The sequence below is a fragment of the Blastopirellula marina genome (assembly GCF_002967715.1).
Classification (GTDB): domain Bacteria; phylum Planctomycetota; class Planctomycetia; order Pirellulales; family Pirellulaceae; genus Bremerella; species Bremerella marina_B.
Map to the genome: position 1 here is coordinate 140,594 of NZ_PUIA01000094.1, position 16,456 is coordinate 157,049.

Genomic DNA, 16,456 nt, shown 5'->3' on the forward strand with positions numbered 1-16,456 from the left:
CCGCGATGTCGTTACCCCCTTCCGCAACAAAGACGGTTTCAGACGCGCAAGATGTCGCGTCGCAAACCGAATCCGCCTTTGTGCAGTACGATCGCGTCAAGGCTGCGGAAGAAGATGCGCTATTGATCCAGGCATTGCAATCCAACGACCGCGAAGCGCTCGGGACATTCGTGCAACGTCAGCAAGGGTTTGTCTTTGGTTACCTCCGTTCGCGGATGGTCGACCCGACCGATGCCGATGACCTGTGCCAGGAAGTCTTTTTGCGATGCCTGGCCGGCAAAGTTCGTTTTCGCGGCGACGTCCCCGTCCGACCGTGGCTGTTAGGCGTGGCCCGCAACGTTCTGCGGGAACACATTCGCCGCAACAAACGCCGCAAGGAAGTCGAGTGGACCGAGCTATGCCTGGAACTCGATGCCCTGACCGAAGACGACACCTCCGACTACCGCGTCGTTCATGGGTGGCTTCATTCGTGCATCGATACGCTCGGCAGTTCGGCCCACGAAGCGCTCAAGATGCACTACTTCGCTCGCCTTAAGATGGCCCAGATCGCAGAAAAGATGCGGCGGAGCGAAGGAGCCGTAAAGCTTCTCGTTTTCCGTGCCCGCCAGGCCCTCAAAGATTGCGTCACACGAAAGTCGCGGACCGCTGCGGATGAATGACCAAGACCTGATCGTGCTCGTGCAAGAGAGCCCGATCGACGACCTCACCCTCGACCAAATTCGCCACCTCCGCGCGCGGCTGCCGGAGTCGCCTGAGCTGCGCGACGCCCTTTCCGAACGCCTACAGATGGACCATCACCTGGTCGACGCCTTCGGCGCTTCTGGCGACACACCGGATCAATTCGTCCAAAAGGTCATGCAGCGTAAACAGCGTCAGAACGCTGGCTCGCGTTGGATCTTCAGCCTGGCGATTGCTTTGCTGCTGATCGTTGGAATTGTTGCGGGAGTTTACTATCAACTCCAAGCTCCGTCAGAGCCAAGTGACATCGCCACCAACGATCCATCACTCGGCATGCAGGGTGCACAGATCAATCCCGTCACGCTCGATAACCCAATGCATCAAATGCCCGGTGCCTCACCGATGCCTGGCAAATCGGATTCCAACAATAGCGACATGTCCCCAGGCGCGACTGAACTCGAAGAACCATCAGCCGATCCCGAACCCGTTGAGCAAGATCAGCCCTTCGAACAGGAAACACTCGTTCCGCGTGACGTTGCTCCTTTGACGTTCGCCCATCTGACATCGCTCCCCGAAGCAGATCGTCGCGATTCGTTAACTCGTTCACAGTTCGACACCTGGCTGACGAAGGCTTCGGATAAACTGCCGGCTGAAATCCAAGAGTACCGCGACGGCGATCGTCCGCAGACAAAGCTGAAAGGTTGGTTTCGTCTGAAGGGACAGCTCCCATCGATGGCGGCGTTGCGGTTTGAGATGTCTGAATTGCATCGTGTGCGATTTCACTTCTACTGTGGAAACCAAGGCGTTTCGATCGTTCGGCACGAGCACGACTACTCTCCCTGGTACGCTTATGCGATGACTGCGGGGGAAGATGGCATCCAGCCGAAGAACCTCAAGCTGCAAGCCAACGATGGCTACCGCGAGCATCGCGGCCCGGCGCGGCACTACCAGCCGATAGCGTTCTTCTTCGATGACGCAACCAGCGAGTTGGTCTTCTATCGTGGCGACGTCGAAGTCATCCGTACTCCCCTCCCCTCGTCGCCTGATCGCATTTACGTGGAAGGGGAATCGGTCATCCGACACATGAACCTGTGGCCGCTCGAGTCTCTACCGGAAGCGCAACCCGCTTATCCCCAGCAAGTCGCGATCAATCGCCCAGCCGATCTCCCGTGGCAGTCGAAGCTGGCCGAGCAAGCAATGCTCGAAAAGAACGCTGATGGTTCGATTTCGCTCGTCAGCAAGAATCCCGAGAACCATAGCTGGGCCTGTGTACCGATCCCCGGTTATGGCCTGCGTATGGTCGAGCTAGAACTCACCGGCGTCGATCATTCGCATGGGGTTTTCTTGACGCATCCGGCCAAGACACCTAAGGAAGGAGAAACGGCGGAAGTACCGGCTCCGCAGGACGGGCTCGTCTTCAATCGCAATCGCAAGACCGACGAACTCTACGCGCGATTCTCGTATATCTGGGACGCTTTGCACGAGGTTGATCGTAATCCACTACTACATCCGGCAACCCAAGTTGGCCAGCACGTGTGGGTTCGTCTGCTAGCCGGTGGAGGTCAGATTCGCGGCTGGATCAGTCTCGATGGAGAACACTGGGCGCTGCTTTCCAGCGAAGACAATGACACCAAAGGGGCCTACAACCACGTGGGTATTTCGACGGCCAAAGTCGAAGGCGAGCACCACCTTACGCTCCAGAAGATGGTGGTTCGCGAGCTACCAGGGCTCACGCGATTGTTTCCCAAAGAACACTGGGAGAAAGTCGATCAGGTCAGTTGGAAAGAGCTGGGGGAATCTCCTTACGCCAGCGAGCCATTTACGCTATCGGATGGATCGAAACTGCCTGCTGATCTGGCCACGCGTCTGCGTCGCTACTCAGGCGTGAATGCTTCATACGATCACATAACCGAGTTGAGCGAGGAGGCCCTGCAAGCCGCTTCAAGCAACGCCGACAAGCGGCAGGTGATCAAGGACATGCTCGCGTTGACGCGAACGTGGCCGCTCGACTACCACGAGAAGCGTTTCATCAGTTGGTGCGAAGAGCGACTGGGCAAACTCTATGAAGAGCAGCTATCCACGCCAGATCGCCCCGATTACGCCTCGTTCCGCCGCGAACTGCTCAATCTGCCGACGATGAACCGCGACCCGATGGGATACTTCTCGCAAGAACGGTTCAATGCAGCCATGTTGATGGCGATCCAGCAGCAGCGCTGGAACGAGATTCTCGACAGTTGCGAAACGATGCGTCGCTACTATTCGTACGACCCCCGCAAGATGCGCAGCGACTTCCCCATCATCAACTGGGCAGGCGGCATTGCCGTTCGACACTCCAATCGCGCCAACCAGGATGTCGACTACCTGACCGAAGGACGATCGACTTCGTTGCTGGTCGAAGACCTCAGCAAGGAAGCGTACAACATCAGCGCCGAACTCAACGCAGCCCTGGAAAGCGATGCAATTGCCGACGCTTGCCGTTTGATCACGCAAATCCCTGAATCCGCCGCGGAAGGCTTAGCCCCGTCTGGCAGTGACCCGGACCATTTGTTCTCGGTGACCGCCGCCATTCAAATGGCTGTGCAGAATCACGAGGCCCTGCAGCATCAAATGGAAAAGGAACACGCGGATCTAGCTCAGTTGCGTGTGAACTCCGCGATTCAGCGCGGCGATCGCAAGATTGTCGAGCTGGTGACGCTCCAATTCTTCGACACTAAGGCCGCCGCGGAGGCTCATTTGTGGCTTGGCGATCAAGCAACATCGTCCGGTGATTTCGCCTCGTCGCTGCAGCACTACATCAAAGCGGCTCGCTCGGCGGAAGGTGAGTTAAAGTCGAAAGTCGATGCTCGACTGCTCATGCTGGGACACTTGCCGTCGGGAGACCAGGCCGAAACCACCGAGCCGATCTCCATTGGTTCAACAACGCTTTCGGCGAATTCGCTAGTCGACGAAACCAGCGTCATCCGCAGTGCCCAGGCCACTTCGCAGGAAGACGCGACGGCAGACACCAACCCATTGGCTCAGGCTACCTGGCCCGAATCGGCATCGCTTCAGCCAACCGACATTGTATTAAGGGGATCGTGGGGACGCGAGCAAGAACGCGTTCCGACGGCCGTGCGTGATTCAAAAGTCGATTGGCATGGTCAGGCCTTGGGCATGACCTCAACCGGCGATCAGACCTACCTCTCGAATCGTTTCGAACTGTGGAAACTCGATCTGAAAGACAATAAGGAAATCTGGAAACGATCAGAGAAAGACAAAGACCGCGGCAAGGCACACGACTACCCTTATGCTCGGTGCGTTCCCCTATTGGTTGGCGACATGGTTGTCACGCGAATGCTGCACGAGAAGGGCTTCGCATTGTACGGCTTCGACCGCGAATCAGGCGACCAGCGTTGGGTAACCAACCTCGATGGCCAAATGGTCCTGGCAACCGATCCCATTTCCGTGCAAGGGCGCGTGCTGATAATGACCCTGCGCGAGGTTTCGCAGTCGACTTATGCCGTGCGTCTTTCGCGGGTCGATCTTTCGACCGGCGAGATCCTCGATAGTCACCCGCTGTTTCGAATTCGTGATACGTGGTTTGATCGGGGCATCGGCCATGTCGTCCCCCATCGCGAACAGCTCTTGATCGACCTAGGAGGTGTTCTAGCGTCGTGCGATATCTCTGGTCACTTGCAGTGGGTCCGTAAACAGTTGACCTTTCCCCAAAAAATCGATTCTCGCTGGGCCAAGCAGCAATTGAGTAACATAGAGATCGTAGGAAATCAGGCAATATCTTTCCACGCGGGCACGCTTCGCCTGGAGTGCTTCGACATCGCCACCGGAACACTTCGCTGGACCATGCCAGGTACCAACGTGCAGTCGATTCAGATGCTCGACGAAAAGACGCTCCTAGTCGAAGAGCCGGAACAGTGGCTGCTGGTTGCGGCTGACAGTGGCAAGGTGTCGTCACAGACAACCAAGCCCAAGGATCTGCTGTCGTGGCACCGCACGCAAGATGCGCTCGTAGGGCTGACCCATCAGCCACCCACGGAAAAGGATCAAAAAGCAACGATCCAGGTAGTGCGTATGGATATCCATACGGGCGAAGTCAAGCCGCTTCAGTCGATCGAGATTTCGGGCAAAGAGTTGCCGGCGGCTGGCCCCCTCTTCTATGGGCCAGATCAATGGTATCTCTGGCAATTCGACGATCAGAACAAGGATGAACGCAGGTTGATGGTGGTTCAATAAGCCTGGCCGGCCTCGGGTAACCGATGAAAACGCACCGGGCCCATTTCTTCCGAATTTTGCTCGTCCGGCAATTTTTTGCGAAACGATTTCGCTTCCCTGGCCATAGCTTCCTAGAGATGACGCTGGCACGGCTAATTTCCGAAAAAGGTTCGGCTGGCGGATGAATTACTCGCACCCCCTTTTTCCTGGGCCAGGCGATGTCCTTTTCCCGAATTTTGCTCTTATCAACCCTCCTGACGCTTAGTGCAGCCTGCGGTTCGCACGCCTGGGCAGAAGGCGAGTGGGAAGTAACGCCGGAAAGCACCCAGGCGCTCGAGCGCGGCCTGAACTGGCTGGCCCAAAACCAGGGCCCCAATGGAGACTGGGAATCGGACGATCTCGGCCTGATTGGGATGGGCGCGTTGGCATTCATGGCCGATGGTCATGCTCCCGGGCGCGGCAAGTATGGACAACCACTTGACCGGGCCATCAACAAAATTCTTTCCAGCCCACGTCCTTCCGGGCTGCTGAACGTCGCCGATCCGCAGCGCGACATGTACAACCATGGACTCACCACGTTTGTCCTGGGGCAAGCCCACGGAATGACCCACGATTCGCGGATCAACCCCGTTCTGGACCGCGCTCTGAAGTTAATCGCTTTCACCCAGGCCGAAGATGGTGGGTGGGACTATCGCGCCGTCCGCAGAGACAATGGTCACGACCTGAGCCTGGCGGTGATGCAAGCCAAGGCCCTGCGTAGCGCCATGGATACCGGCATTGAAGTCGCTCCTGAAGTGGTCGACCTGGCTATCGGCAGTGTCCGCGAGCATTACAGCCCCGAAGGCGTCTCTCGTGACGCTTCGGAAGCGGAACAACAGAAGTACCCTGGGCAGTTCACCTACACGCGACATGGCGGGAAGGCTTCGCTGGCAATGGCTGCGGCAGGGGTCGTCTGTTTGCAGGAATTCGGTCAGTACGACGACTGGCGAATTGCCAAGAATATGGAAGTCATTCACTCCGAAATCGCCAAGTTGAAAGAAAAGAAGAACAAAAACAACGGACACCTGCCTTTCGATGCCTACACACTGTACTACGTGGGACAAGCGTTGTACCAAACCGGTGGCGAAGACTGGAAGCGTTCCTATCCGGCTCTTCGCGATGCCGTCATCGAATCGCAGTTCAATCGACCGGAAGATCTGCGGTATCATGGAATGTGGCACGCCGGCGCTCACGTCAACAACATGCCAGGCGACCTCTATGGCACGGCAGTTGGGTGCTTTATCTTGGCGATGCCCAATCGTTATTTGCCCATCCTGCAAGAAGGGCGAATTGAGTCGTTCCAACAAGACGCCAACCGTTAAACATCAAGTCACGACAGCACCCTTATCAGGCCCTCATGTTCCCATACTTCGTAGCTTCTGGATTCGCGATTGCCGGCGTCATGATGATGGCCGGACCGGCGCTGATTCACTTGATGAATCGGAATCGCTATCGCACCGTCCACTGGGCCGCGATGGACTTCTTGCTCGAAGCGATGCAGTCGAATCGGCGGCTACTGCGCATTCGCGATCTCTTGCTGATGGCACTACGAGCCCTGGCTTTACTACTTTTTGGTCTGGCTTTGGCTCGCCCTTATTTCACCAGTACCGATTCCGCACTTCCCGGCACCTCGAAACCACCCCATGCAATTCTCGTGCTCGATAACAGCATGAGCAATTCGATCGAATCGATCTCTGGTTCCGCGTTTGAAACGTCGCGTCAGCAGGCCAAGCAGTTCCTGGAGAAGCTGCCGTCGTCCAGCCAGATCTCGGTGATCTCCTTGTGCGGGGCTCAGTCGCGGCGTATTACCGATCCGTTCACTTCCCGCACCGATGCCGCCGATGCGATTGACAAAATCGTCGCGACTGATGGCCCCGGTGAATTGACGCACGCACTCAATCAGGCACGTCGCCTGGCCGAGCAGACCCCGTCCCTTTCCCCCTACGTGGTTATCTTTGGCGATCAACAGGCATCGCAGTGGCAGCGTCTGGCACGCGGCAATCCGCCAGAGGAAGAGATGCCGGTGATTCTAGTCGGCACCGATGCCAACACGCCGAACAATGCCTGGGTGGAAGAATTCGGCTTGCCCGATGGCATGGCCGAAGTTGGCATGCCGACTCGTATCGTGGCCCGCGTTCGCTACCAAGGGGATGAACCTCGCTCGAATGTGGCCATCACGTTCAAGGTTCGCGACAACGAAGTCGAGACCAAGTTCGCGGACTTCCCCGAAGGAGATTCCGTACAGACGTTGGCGTTCGACTACGTCTTCGACGCAATGGAGGTCGATCCGAGCCGCATGTCGTCGATCCCTCTGACCGTATCAATCGCCGGAGACGCACTGCCGGCGGATGATTCGCGTTCACTTGTGGTACCGCTGGTCGCTTCGACACCGGTCGTCTTCATCGATCAGTGGAGCGACAGCGAAGAGTCCCCTGCCCTGGGCAGACTGGGCGAGACCTGGGTCTTGCGGCAGCTGTTGTGCCCGCAAACCGAGTCGAACCGAGAAGAACAACATTTGATCCGAGCGATTCATCTCTCGCAGCGTGAAGCCGAAGGGGAACCCCTGCGAGCCGCGCTGCGAGAAGCACGCCTGGCTGTGGTGGCCGGCATCGAATCACCTTCGGTCGAACTGGTCAGCATGCTCCGTTCGTACGTCGAACAAGGGGGCCAACTGGCGATTGCCGCGGGGGGAGATTTTGATCCACGCGCGTGGAACGACGTGGCCTGGCAAGGGGGTCATGGCATCCTTCCTAAGCCGCTCGATCCATCCGCCGTCGGCCAGAGCCTAAGCGAGTTTTCCGACGACCTGCTGCCCTTCCGAATCTCAGGCAAAGGCCTGCTCGACCATTCCTACTTTCGCCTGGCCGATCTGGAAGAGACGCAACTGATCGATCTCTACACCGATGCCCTCTTCTTCAAAACGGTCGTGCCGACCAACGAAGAGGAGGCCTCGGCAGCGAGCAATGCCACCAGCACTCTACCCCCACTCGACGAGAAATGGCTATCGTGGACGCCGCCAGTCTCGACGATCGAGCGTCCCAGCGATGACTCCAAACGTTCGGACACGAGCATTCCAGCCACGACAATCGCCCAGTTTGATAACGGGATCGAGTTCGTCGTCGAACGCCACGTCGGCTCGGGGCGGATTGTTTTCTTCAGCTCGGGTATCAGCTCTGAATGGTCGACCTTGCCCAGCACCAACGCAGTGCTGATCTTCGATCGTGTTTTGCGCAATCAACTCGCGTCGACCTTTCAGCGATACAACTTCGCTGTGGGAGAAACAGCATTACTTCCCCTTCCTCCTGGCGTGGGTGACTCCAACATTCAACTGATCGCGCCGGATAGTGGTATCGTCAGTTCGGTTTCTCCTCGCTTTCTTAATGAGGAAACGCGAGGCGTGCTGATCGACAACCTCGATTCAGCTGGCATCTACTGGCTGTCAGACCGAGCCCAAAATGATACCTCTGACGACGCGCCGGACGGACGTTCGCAGTTCCGCATTCCCATTAGCGGCACTCCCACAGCGTGGGAGTCGCAATTGGCGCGGCTCGATCCCGATCAGTTCGCCGCCCTGAACTTGCCTCCCCAATATCGCTGGCAGGATAGCGATCAATTGATCGGTGGTAGCGGTCTACCAATGTCGGGCCATTCGTGGTGGCAGTGGTTGATCGCGCTGGTGATTGTTTTACTCATTGTCGAAATGACCGTGGCGGCGATGCCGTCGTGGTTGGCCTGGATTGTCGATCGACATTCCGGCACGCAATCGGCCCCTGCGGCCTCATCGTGATTGAAACGGAATGATTTCAAAAGTAATAGGTTGGCTTCTCGGGATTAGCGACGTCGAATCAGTCGACGGCGTCAGCTTCTCGTTTGCTGCGCCCTGGGCAGCGGTCGACCCAACCTGGCTGCTGGTTGGCTGCCTGGCGGCGATCGGTTTCGCGGTCTGGTATTACACCCGCATCCAGACAGGCCTCAGCCGACTCCCTGCTGCGGCCTTGGCGACAACGCGTGCCGTGATTCTGGTCATGCTGGTGGTTACTCTGGCCGACCCCACCGTTCGCTTGACCGCCAACCGCATGCTGAAGCCGGTGCTTTACATGGTGTTCGACGGCACAGAGAGCATGAACATTCGCGACAACCTCACACCGGACGAGCTTTCGGCATTAAACAAAGCCGTAGGCAACGAAGAAACTGGCAGCCAGGCCGCTCCCCCGGCCCTGACACGGCAGCAATGGGTGAAAGCGTACCTGGAAAAGGGGAACAATAACCTGATCGATGAGCTTCAGGACAAGCACGATCTCGAGATCGAGTACTTCGTCTTCGACGGCGAATCAACCAGCGTTGCCCGTCGTGTGAGTGCCGGAAACGACGACAAGCCAGCTTCGCCACAAGCAGTCGCTGCAGAATTGACCACCAACGGCAAGGTCACAGCCCTGGGTGAACTGGTCACCGACCTGGGCAACCAATCGTCGCGCCGACTTGGGGGCGTGGTGATGTTCAGCGACTTCGCCCACAACTCAGGCACAGCGCCGTTGGGCTCCAGCGGACACAACGACCCAACACCTCTCGAGCGACTGGGCGTTCCCATCTATCCGATCGGAATCGGAGCTGTCTCGACGCGTGACCTCCAAGTCGAGATTCAACCTCCGCTGAAAATGAAGAAGGCCGAACGATCGACCATCACCGTTCGTGTCAGCCAGTCTGGTGCCCAAGGGGAATCGGCCCAGGTCACCGTTACCGCGCGCCCCATGCAAGGCGAATCAGTTGCCGAAGCGAGCGGGCAAGATATCGTCGTCGGCACGCAAACCGCCGTGTTTGATACGTCGATTCAGTACCTTGAGTTCCCCTTCATTCCGCAACAGTCTGGCCGCTTCTTGATTTCCGCTTCGGTTGATATCCTGCCGGGGGAAGTGAGCGAGCAGAACAACCAGTCGTCGCGGGCCGTCAACATCGTCGACGACTACATCCGCCTGACGTTCATTGAAAACGAACCGACCTGGGAATGGCGGTTCGTGAAGGAAGTGTTTCATCGCGACCGCCTGGTTGGCTTGGAAGGTTTTCGCACGTTCCTTCGTTCAGCCGACCCTAAGGTACGTCAGGCCAACGAGATGTTCCTGCCAACCCTCACACCGCAGCGGAGCGAATTCTTCGCTAACGACGTGATCTTCCTGGGTGACGTTCCTTCCGAGGCATTGAACGAGCGATTCTCGCGAATGCTCAAACAGTTTGTAGGGCAGTTTGGCGGCGGCCTGGTGATTGTCTCTGGGCCAAACAATGGTCCCTCTGAGTTAATCGACACCGAAATCGCCGACATGCTGCCGGTGAAGCTTGATCGGTCTCTGTCGATTCGTGCATCGAAGCCGTTTCGCATGGAGATCACTCCCCTCGGGAAACAGGCCGACATCATGCAACTGGGGGACAGCAGCTCCGTTGATCCACTAAAGCCATGGGAGAACCTGGGAGAACTTCCCTGGTACCAGCCGGTACTTGGCGTTCACTCGCAGGCCAACGTCCTTGCTCAGCATCCGACCGATGTGTGTGCCGATGGAAAAACCCCGCAGCCACTAATCGCAACGCGGCGTTACGGCAATGGCGAAGTCATTTACATCGGCTTCAACGAACTGTGGCGGCTTCGTCGCATCTATGGCGAACGATACTACCGCCAGTTCTGGTCGCAGATCATTTCGCGTCTCGCGCTGAGTCACGCCCTTGGTAGCCAAAAGCGGTTTGTCCTGTCGATGGATCAGCCCGAATACCAGGTCGACGACCGGGCCCTACTCACCGTAGAAGCCTACGACGAGAACTTCGATCCACTTACGATGGACGACCTGCCTGCCGATGGGCTACAAGCACAAGTCTTCCTCGGGGATGAGCCCGGCGTCCAGCCATCGCTCATTCAACTGAGCGAGTCACGTCCTGGTCGCTTCGAGGCCCGCGTCCCTGTGTTTGAAGCCGGTCGTTTCACGGCCCGCGTATCCGATCCGATCAACGGTTCGCCCAGCGAGATACGCTTTGATGTCGTCGGGGCGACCGCCGAACAGCGTAACCCGGCCCGCAACCTGGCCCTGCAAAAAGCAATGGCCACGTCCACTGGCGGGAAGCCATACGAACTGCAAGACGCTGGTACGCTGGTCGATGATATCCAACTGGAACCGGTCGTCGAGGAAATCTCGCGCAGCTTCCCGATTTGGGGAACGCCGCTGTGGTTCATTGTCGTGGTCACTCTTTTGATGGCGGAATGGATTGCCCGAAAGCGAGCGAACCTGGCATGAGCACTTCGAAACTTGGCAGTCTGAAAACGCAACTACGTCGGTTGAGAGATGCCCGCGACCGGGTACGAGTTGGTCTGATGCTGACGTCCTCGTTCTTCTGGATCGCTGGCACGCTGCTATTGTGGTTTGTGCTGGACTATGGACTAAATCTAAGCCCGCTGCACCGCGGGCTGATGATGCTGGTTACCGTACCGGTTCTAGCCTATGGATTGAGCCAGGCTCTGACGGCGCTACGCGGATGGGGAGCATCAATCATCGACACCGCGATCTCTGTCGAACATGCCCATGGTATCGATGGGGACCTGGTTGCCGCCATTCAATTTGAGCAAGGTCAGGCGATCGGATCGACGGAACTGCAAGCCGCCGTGGTCGACTATGTCGCCGAGTTGAAGGACGAGATCGATATCTTCGAAGGATTCGATTCCCGCCGTATTTCCAGCCGCTACTTCACAGTCGGCCTGCTCCTATTACTGTTCGCGGCGACCTGTGCATTCGCCCCACGTCACGTGTCGGCATTCTTCCAGCGGTTGACACTTGCCCACGTGAACTATCCCACGAAAACCTTGATCACCGTGATTTCGGTCAATGGCCAAGAGATTGACTTGAGCGATCCCACCAAGCCGATCCCCGTCGGCTACGGAAGCGGGCTCGAACTAACCATCGCCTGCCAAGGAGTGCTTCCCAAGACATGCCGCCTGGCGTTAGAAGACGAAAAGGGTGAGTCAACTTCGGCTACTCTGAAGCCCACCGATGAAGACAGTGGTGAGTACATCTACTCGATCCCGCGTCTGATTCAACCGATTCAGTACCAGGTATACGCCGGCGATGCGGTCAGCCCGGTGCTGAATATCGAGATCATTACCTTGCCCGCCCTCAAGGTCGAACTCGCGGCGACACCTCCTGATTACGCTAAGAACATTCAGTTTGCCAATAGTTCTTCGTCGACGCACATGGCCGTTTTGGCTGGAAGTGACGTATCGTTGAAAGTCGTTGCCGATCGCGAACTGGATGCCCCCGAACTCACGCTATTGCGAGGTGCTTCGCAGTCGGTCAGCACGTTATCGCCGATCGCGGATGTAGAGAACACCTGGCAACTCGACCAGCAGCAGGCCTCGCTCAGCAACATTCAGGAAACAGTCACCTACCAGCTAAATGCAGTCGACAAGTACGGCCTATCCCCCGCATCCCCGATCCGCGGAACGATTCGCGTCGTTCCTGATCGGATTCCCAGTGCGTCGCTGCAAACGATTCACCATATTGTTCTGGCAACTGCCTCGCCAGTGATTCGTTACCGGGCATCAGACGACTTCGGCCTGGCGAACCTTTCCTTTCAATTAAAGATTCATCACGGCCAGATGGATCCCCGTGTGGTCGAAGTTCCTCTGAAGTCGTTTGCTGTGAATCAAGCACCGCAGACCTCGCTGGAAGGGGAGTTCTCACTTGATCTTTCCCCTTGGTCACTGGAAGTGGGAGATCGGGTCGAAGTAACGCTTGTGGCCACCGACTTCCGCGACAATGCCGCGGAGATGCCGGGACAAAGCGATCCGATTAATCTAGAGATTGGTGACGAGAGCACGGTTTTGGCTGCCATCGCGGAAGCCGACAAGCAATCGGAACAAATGCTGAGCGAGTTGATCCAACAGCAATTAGGCTTGGGAGAAACCCAATGATACGCTCGATTTTTGCCAACTTGATTCTCACCCTCACTGCGACAGCGACGCTGGTTCTGCCATCGGGTGCGACCGCGCAAGACACCGACGTCAACCTTTTGCGTCGCAAGCAATACACTCAGCAGCAAGCCCAGGCCCTGACACGGCAACTGGTCTCGCAAGTATTAGACCTTCAAGCCGCTCAGCTCAAACAGAATGGGTTGACCGAAGTCCCCATCTATGCCGACATCCTGCAAATGCGGGAAAACCTGGACGAGTTGATCCGCAATGAAATGCAAGGAGTCGTGCAGAAACTAATCCACGCCCAGGAAGTTCAAGGGCAGGAACGCGTCACGGCGATTACCCAGGCCCGTGATGAAGTTCGCAAAGTGCTTCTTACGCTGATGGCCGAACGCCAGCGTCTCTACCGGCGGATGCGGCTAGCTCGCTTGAACGCTCAGGTGCGCGAACTGATCGCCATTCAAGAGAACGTCTCGGACCAAACCCGCGGCCTCCCACAGTTGCCGATGGAATCGCGCGATGCCGCAGCCCTGGCGAACCTTTCGCGTCAGACCGATGCCGTGATGATGTTCCATCACCTGGAAGAAGCCTTGCTCGATATGCGTAGCTGGGGCGGTTCGCTGGCCAACTCGGCCATCGCCGGTCAGCAGATTCTGAAAGAGGAGAATGCCTCGGAAGAAGTTCAGGGAGCATTGACCAGCATCCGCGAAGGTCGCTATTCAGGAGCAAGCGTGCACCAAGACGCCTTCGTAGCGGCGCTCTACAAGATTCTGGAAGACCTGCAAAAGGCGCAAGGCCTGGCCGACAATAGTCTCGAATCAGCAATGAACGAGATCGAGAAGCTCAAGGACGAACAGGAAGCGGTCAAAGAGGAAACGGCCAAGTCTGAGCTAACCCCTGAAAAAGCGGACGAACTTTCACAGAAGCAGGAATCGATTCAGAAGAAGCTCGAAGAGCTGGCCAAAGAAATGGCCAGTCAGCCAGAGAATGTCGAGCCGCTCGAAGAAGCCAGTCAGTCCGCAGCGGAAGCGGTCGCCGAACTGTTTGAAGCGGATCAACAGTCCGCCATGGAAAAGCAGGAAGAAGTACTGGCGAAGCTCGAAACGCTGAAAGACCAACTCATCGAACAGGCCGTTCCCCCAAACGTTGCCAGCGCCGACGAGCGTGAAGAACAAATCGCCGCGTTGGAAGAAGCCAAGCAAGACCTGGAACAGGCCCTTGAGAAGCAAACCAACGCCGAAGAACAGTTCGAGAAGACCCCAGAAAATGCGAACGCAGTCGCCCAGATGCAGCAGGAAGCCAAGCAGGCACTCGACGAAGCCGCAAAGACAGAGAACCTCCCCGAGTCCGTCAAACCGATGATTGCCGAAGCGAAGGCCAGTGCCAACGAGGCCGCGGCGGCCGCTGAAAAAGCGAACTCCGATAATCAGGAAGCCACAGCCGAGGCCCAGGAAAACGCGACTGATGCCACGCGCCAGGCACTGGAGAACGTCGCTTCGACGCTGGCCGATGCCAAGCGTCAGCAACTAGCAACCAAGATCGGGGAACTGGCTCGCGCAGCCGAGGCCCTCGATCGCGCAGCTGCCGCACAGCAAGAGATCTCGCGAGATGCCGCCAAGGTTGCCAACGATCCGCAACAAGGCCAGAACCAGGACATGGAAGCATTGGCTGAGACACAAAGCGACATTGCCGCCGTGGCCAACCGTGTCGCGGAAGGGACCAAGAATACGGCTCCCCAGGCCGCTGAAGCGCTCAAGCAGGCACAGAACCAGATCGACAAGGCCAGCGATGCCGCCAAGCAAATGGCCAAGCCGCAGCAGACGCCGGAAGCCACCGGCAAACAGGCCCAAGAGCTTCAGGCTCAATCGCGCGAAGCCCAACAGAAGCTCAACGAGGCCGCCAAGGCACTTCGCGAAGCGGCGAAAGAAGCTGCTAACCAGTTGGCTCAGACCGCTGACGAGCAACTTGGTCAGATCGACAACGTCGATCAGGCACTGGGCTCGATGCCGCAGCAGCAAGATCCCGCCGGAGCAGAAGCTCAGATAGAAGCCTTGGCGAACGAGGCCGGCATGATCTCGCCGGAAGCAGCAGCTCGTTTACGCAAGCCACCAGAAAACGCCGCCGGCCAGAATGAAATGGCAAGGAACGATGCTGGCGAACAAGCGTCACCGATGAACGCTAGTGAACAGGCCGGCAATCAGGAAGCCAATGCCGATGAAGACTCTGCTTCCCCGATGAACGGCGAAGCAGGCAACCAACCAGAGGCCTCGGGAGATGCCTCATCCCCAATGGCAAACAGCCCCATGGGTAGTAATCCCCCTGCCCCAACGCCCCAGCAGCGGCAAGAACAGGTTCAGCAAGCTCGAGCCGAACTAGCGGGCCGCCGTCAGCCAATCGCCGCCGACAAGAAGGCCGCTGAGGAAATCGCGAATCTGCTGGATAACCTGGCTGGTTCGAGTGAGAAAATTCAGGAGCTGTCCGAGCAGTTCATGGCTCAAAATGCAGAAGCAGCTAATGCAGACGGCAACATGGGAGAATCTCCGGAAGCTGGTGCCGAAGGAACTGCTGGTGAGCAGCCGATGCCGTCCGGGGAAAACGTTGCCGACAACGCCGCCGATTCGGCGAGTGAGGGAGACGCGGATCCTAAGGCCAGTGAGAATCCGATTGCCTCCCAACTTGCCGAATCGATGCGGCAATTTGCCAACTCGCAGCGACAGGCGACGCAGCTTGCCGCCAATGCCGCCCAACAGGGGCAAATCGCAAATCAACCTGTCCGCGAAGCCCTGCAAACGGCGTCGCGTCTTCCGGTTCCGATGTCCCCCATGAACAACTCACCGGCCGACGGTACGATGGGTGAGCCCGTAGATGCGAGCGATGCCCCAGAATCGGGCGATCTCGCCGGAGAGCCTACCGACACTGGGCAACAGCCAGGTAGCCCAGCCGAAGGATCGCAAGGGTCGCCGATGCCTGGCAGCCCCTCGCAGATGGCTTCGCAACAATCTCCTTCGCAAGGAAGCCCTGGACAACCTCCGTCGACTGACATGGGGAACTCGATGGTTTCCCCCACGCCACAGGTGACCGCTCAGGCACTGGCCGGGGCCGAGGTGATGGAGTCGCTATGGGATCAAATGCCGGAACTGATTGCCGATGGGCAAGCCGAAGGTAACCAGGTCGCATCCATCGATCCGCTAGGCATGGCTGCCCCGGCGTCGGCGATGCTCGATAACCCAAGCGCCTCGCAGCCGTCTTCCCCCACCGACGCCATGGCCCAGAACGCGATGCAAGGTCAGCCGACAAGCAGCCAGGCGTCTAATTCCCAAGCCAGCACTTCCACCGAGGCGACTGACGGCAAAGAAGCTAATGAGGGAGAAAGTGCGGGAGCTGGCGGTACCAGCAACAGCAATCCAGCCGCACGGTCGTTTGAAAAAGAACCGTGGTTCACGAAACTTCCACCAGGCGTCCAGCAATCGATTCGGGCCAGCGTGCGGCGATCGCCTCCACCTGGCTACGAAGAGCGACTTCGCCGTTACTTCGAGAACATCGACTAAGCGTTGTTCTCTCAACCCTAAATCAACCATCGTCCTTCGA

At 57.7% G+C, this 16,456-nt stretch carries 7 protein-coding genes; all 7 read left to right on the forward strand.

Annotated features, from left to right (window positions below; genetic code table 11):
• Positions 1-5 precede the first annotated feature (5 nt).
• Positions 6-659: an RNA polymerase sigma factor gene (locus C5Y96_RS26500; protein ID WP_105359674.1), complete on the forward strand. Its 654-nt coding sequence runs from the start codon at positions 6-8 to the stop codon at positions 657-659.
• Positions 652-4,908: a PQQ-binding-like beta-propeller repeat protein gene (locus C5Y96_RS26505; RefSeq protein WP_105359677.1), complete on the forward strand. Its 4,257-nt coding sequence runs from the start codon at positions 652-654 to the stop codon at positions 4,906-4,908. The genes C5Y96_RS26500 and C5Y96_RS26505 overlap by 8 nt, the downstream gene beginning before the upstream one ends.
• A gap of 197 nt (positions 4,909-5,105) precedes the next feature.
• Positions 5,106-6,248, forward strand: a complete 1,143-nt coding sequence (locus C5Y96_RS26510; RefSeq protein ID WP_199188808.1) for a squalene--hopene cyclase — start codon at positions 5,106-5,108, stop codon at positions 6,246-6,248.
• A 35-nt stretch (positions 6,249-6,283) separates the two neighbouring features.
• The gene (locus C5Y96_RS26515) at positions 6,284-8,713 is read left to right on the forward strand and encodes a BatA domain-containing protein (RefSeq protein WP_105359679.1); all 2,430 of its coding nucleotides are present in this window, start codon (positions 6,284-6,286) and stop codon (positions 8,711-8,713) included.
• A gap of 10 nt (positions 8,714-8,723) precedes the next feature.
• Complete coding sequence (locus C5Y96_RS26520; protein ID WP_233199167.1) at positions 8,724-11,198, forward strand: hypothetical protein; 2,475 nt, start codon at positions 8,724-8,726, stop codon at positions 11,196-11,198.
• A complete protein-coding gene (locus C5Y96_RS26525; protein WP_105359681.1) occupies positions 11,195-12,868 on the forward strand; it encodes a DUF4175 family protein in 1,674 nt (557 codons plus the stop codon). Before C5Y96_RS26520 ends, C5Y96_RS26525 begins: the two co-directional genes overlap by 4 nt.
• Entirely contained in the window at positions 12,865-16,416 is a 3,552-nt protein-coding gene (locus C5Y96_RS26530) for a hypothetical protein (protein WP_105359683.1), read from the forward strand. Before C5Y96_RS26525 ends, C5Y96_RS26530 begins: the two co-directional genes overlap by 4 nt.
• Positions 16,417-16,456 lie beyond the last annotated feature (40 nt).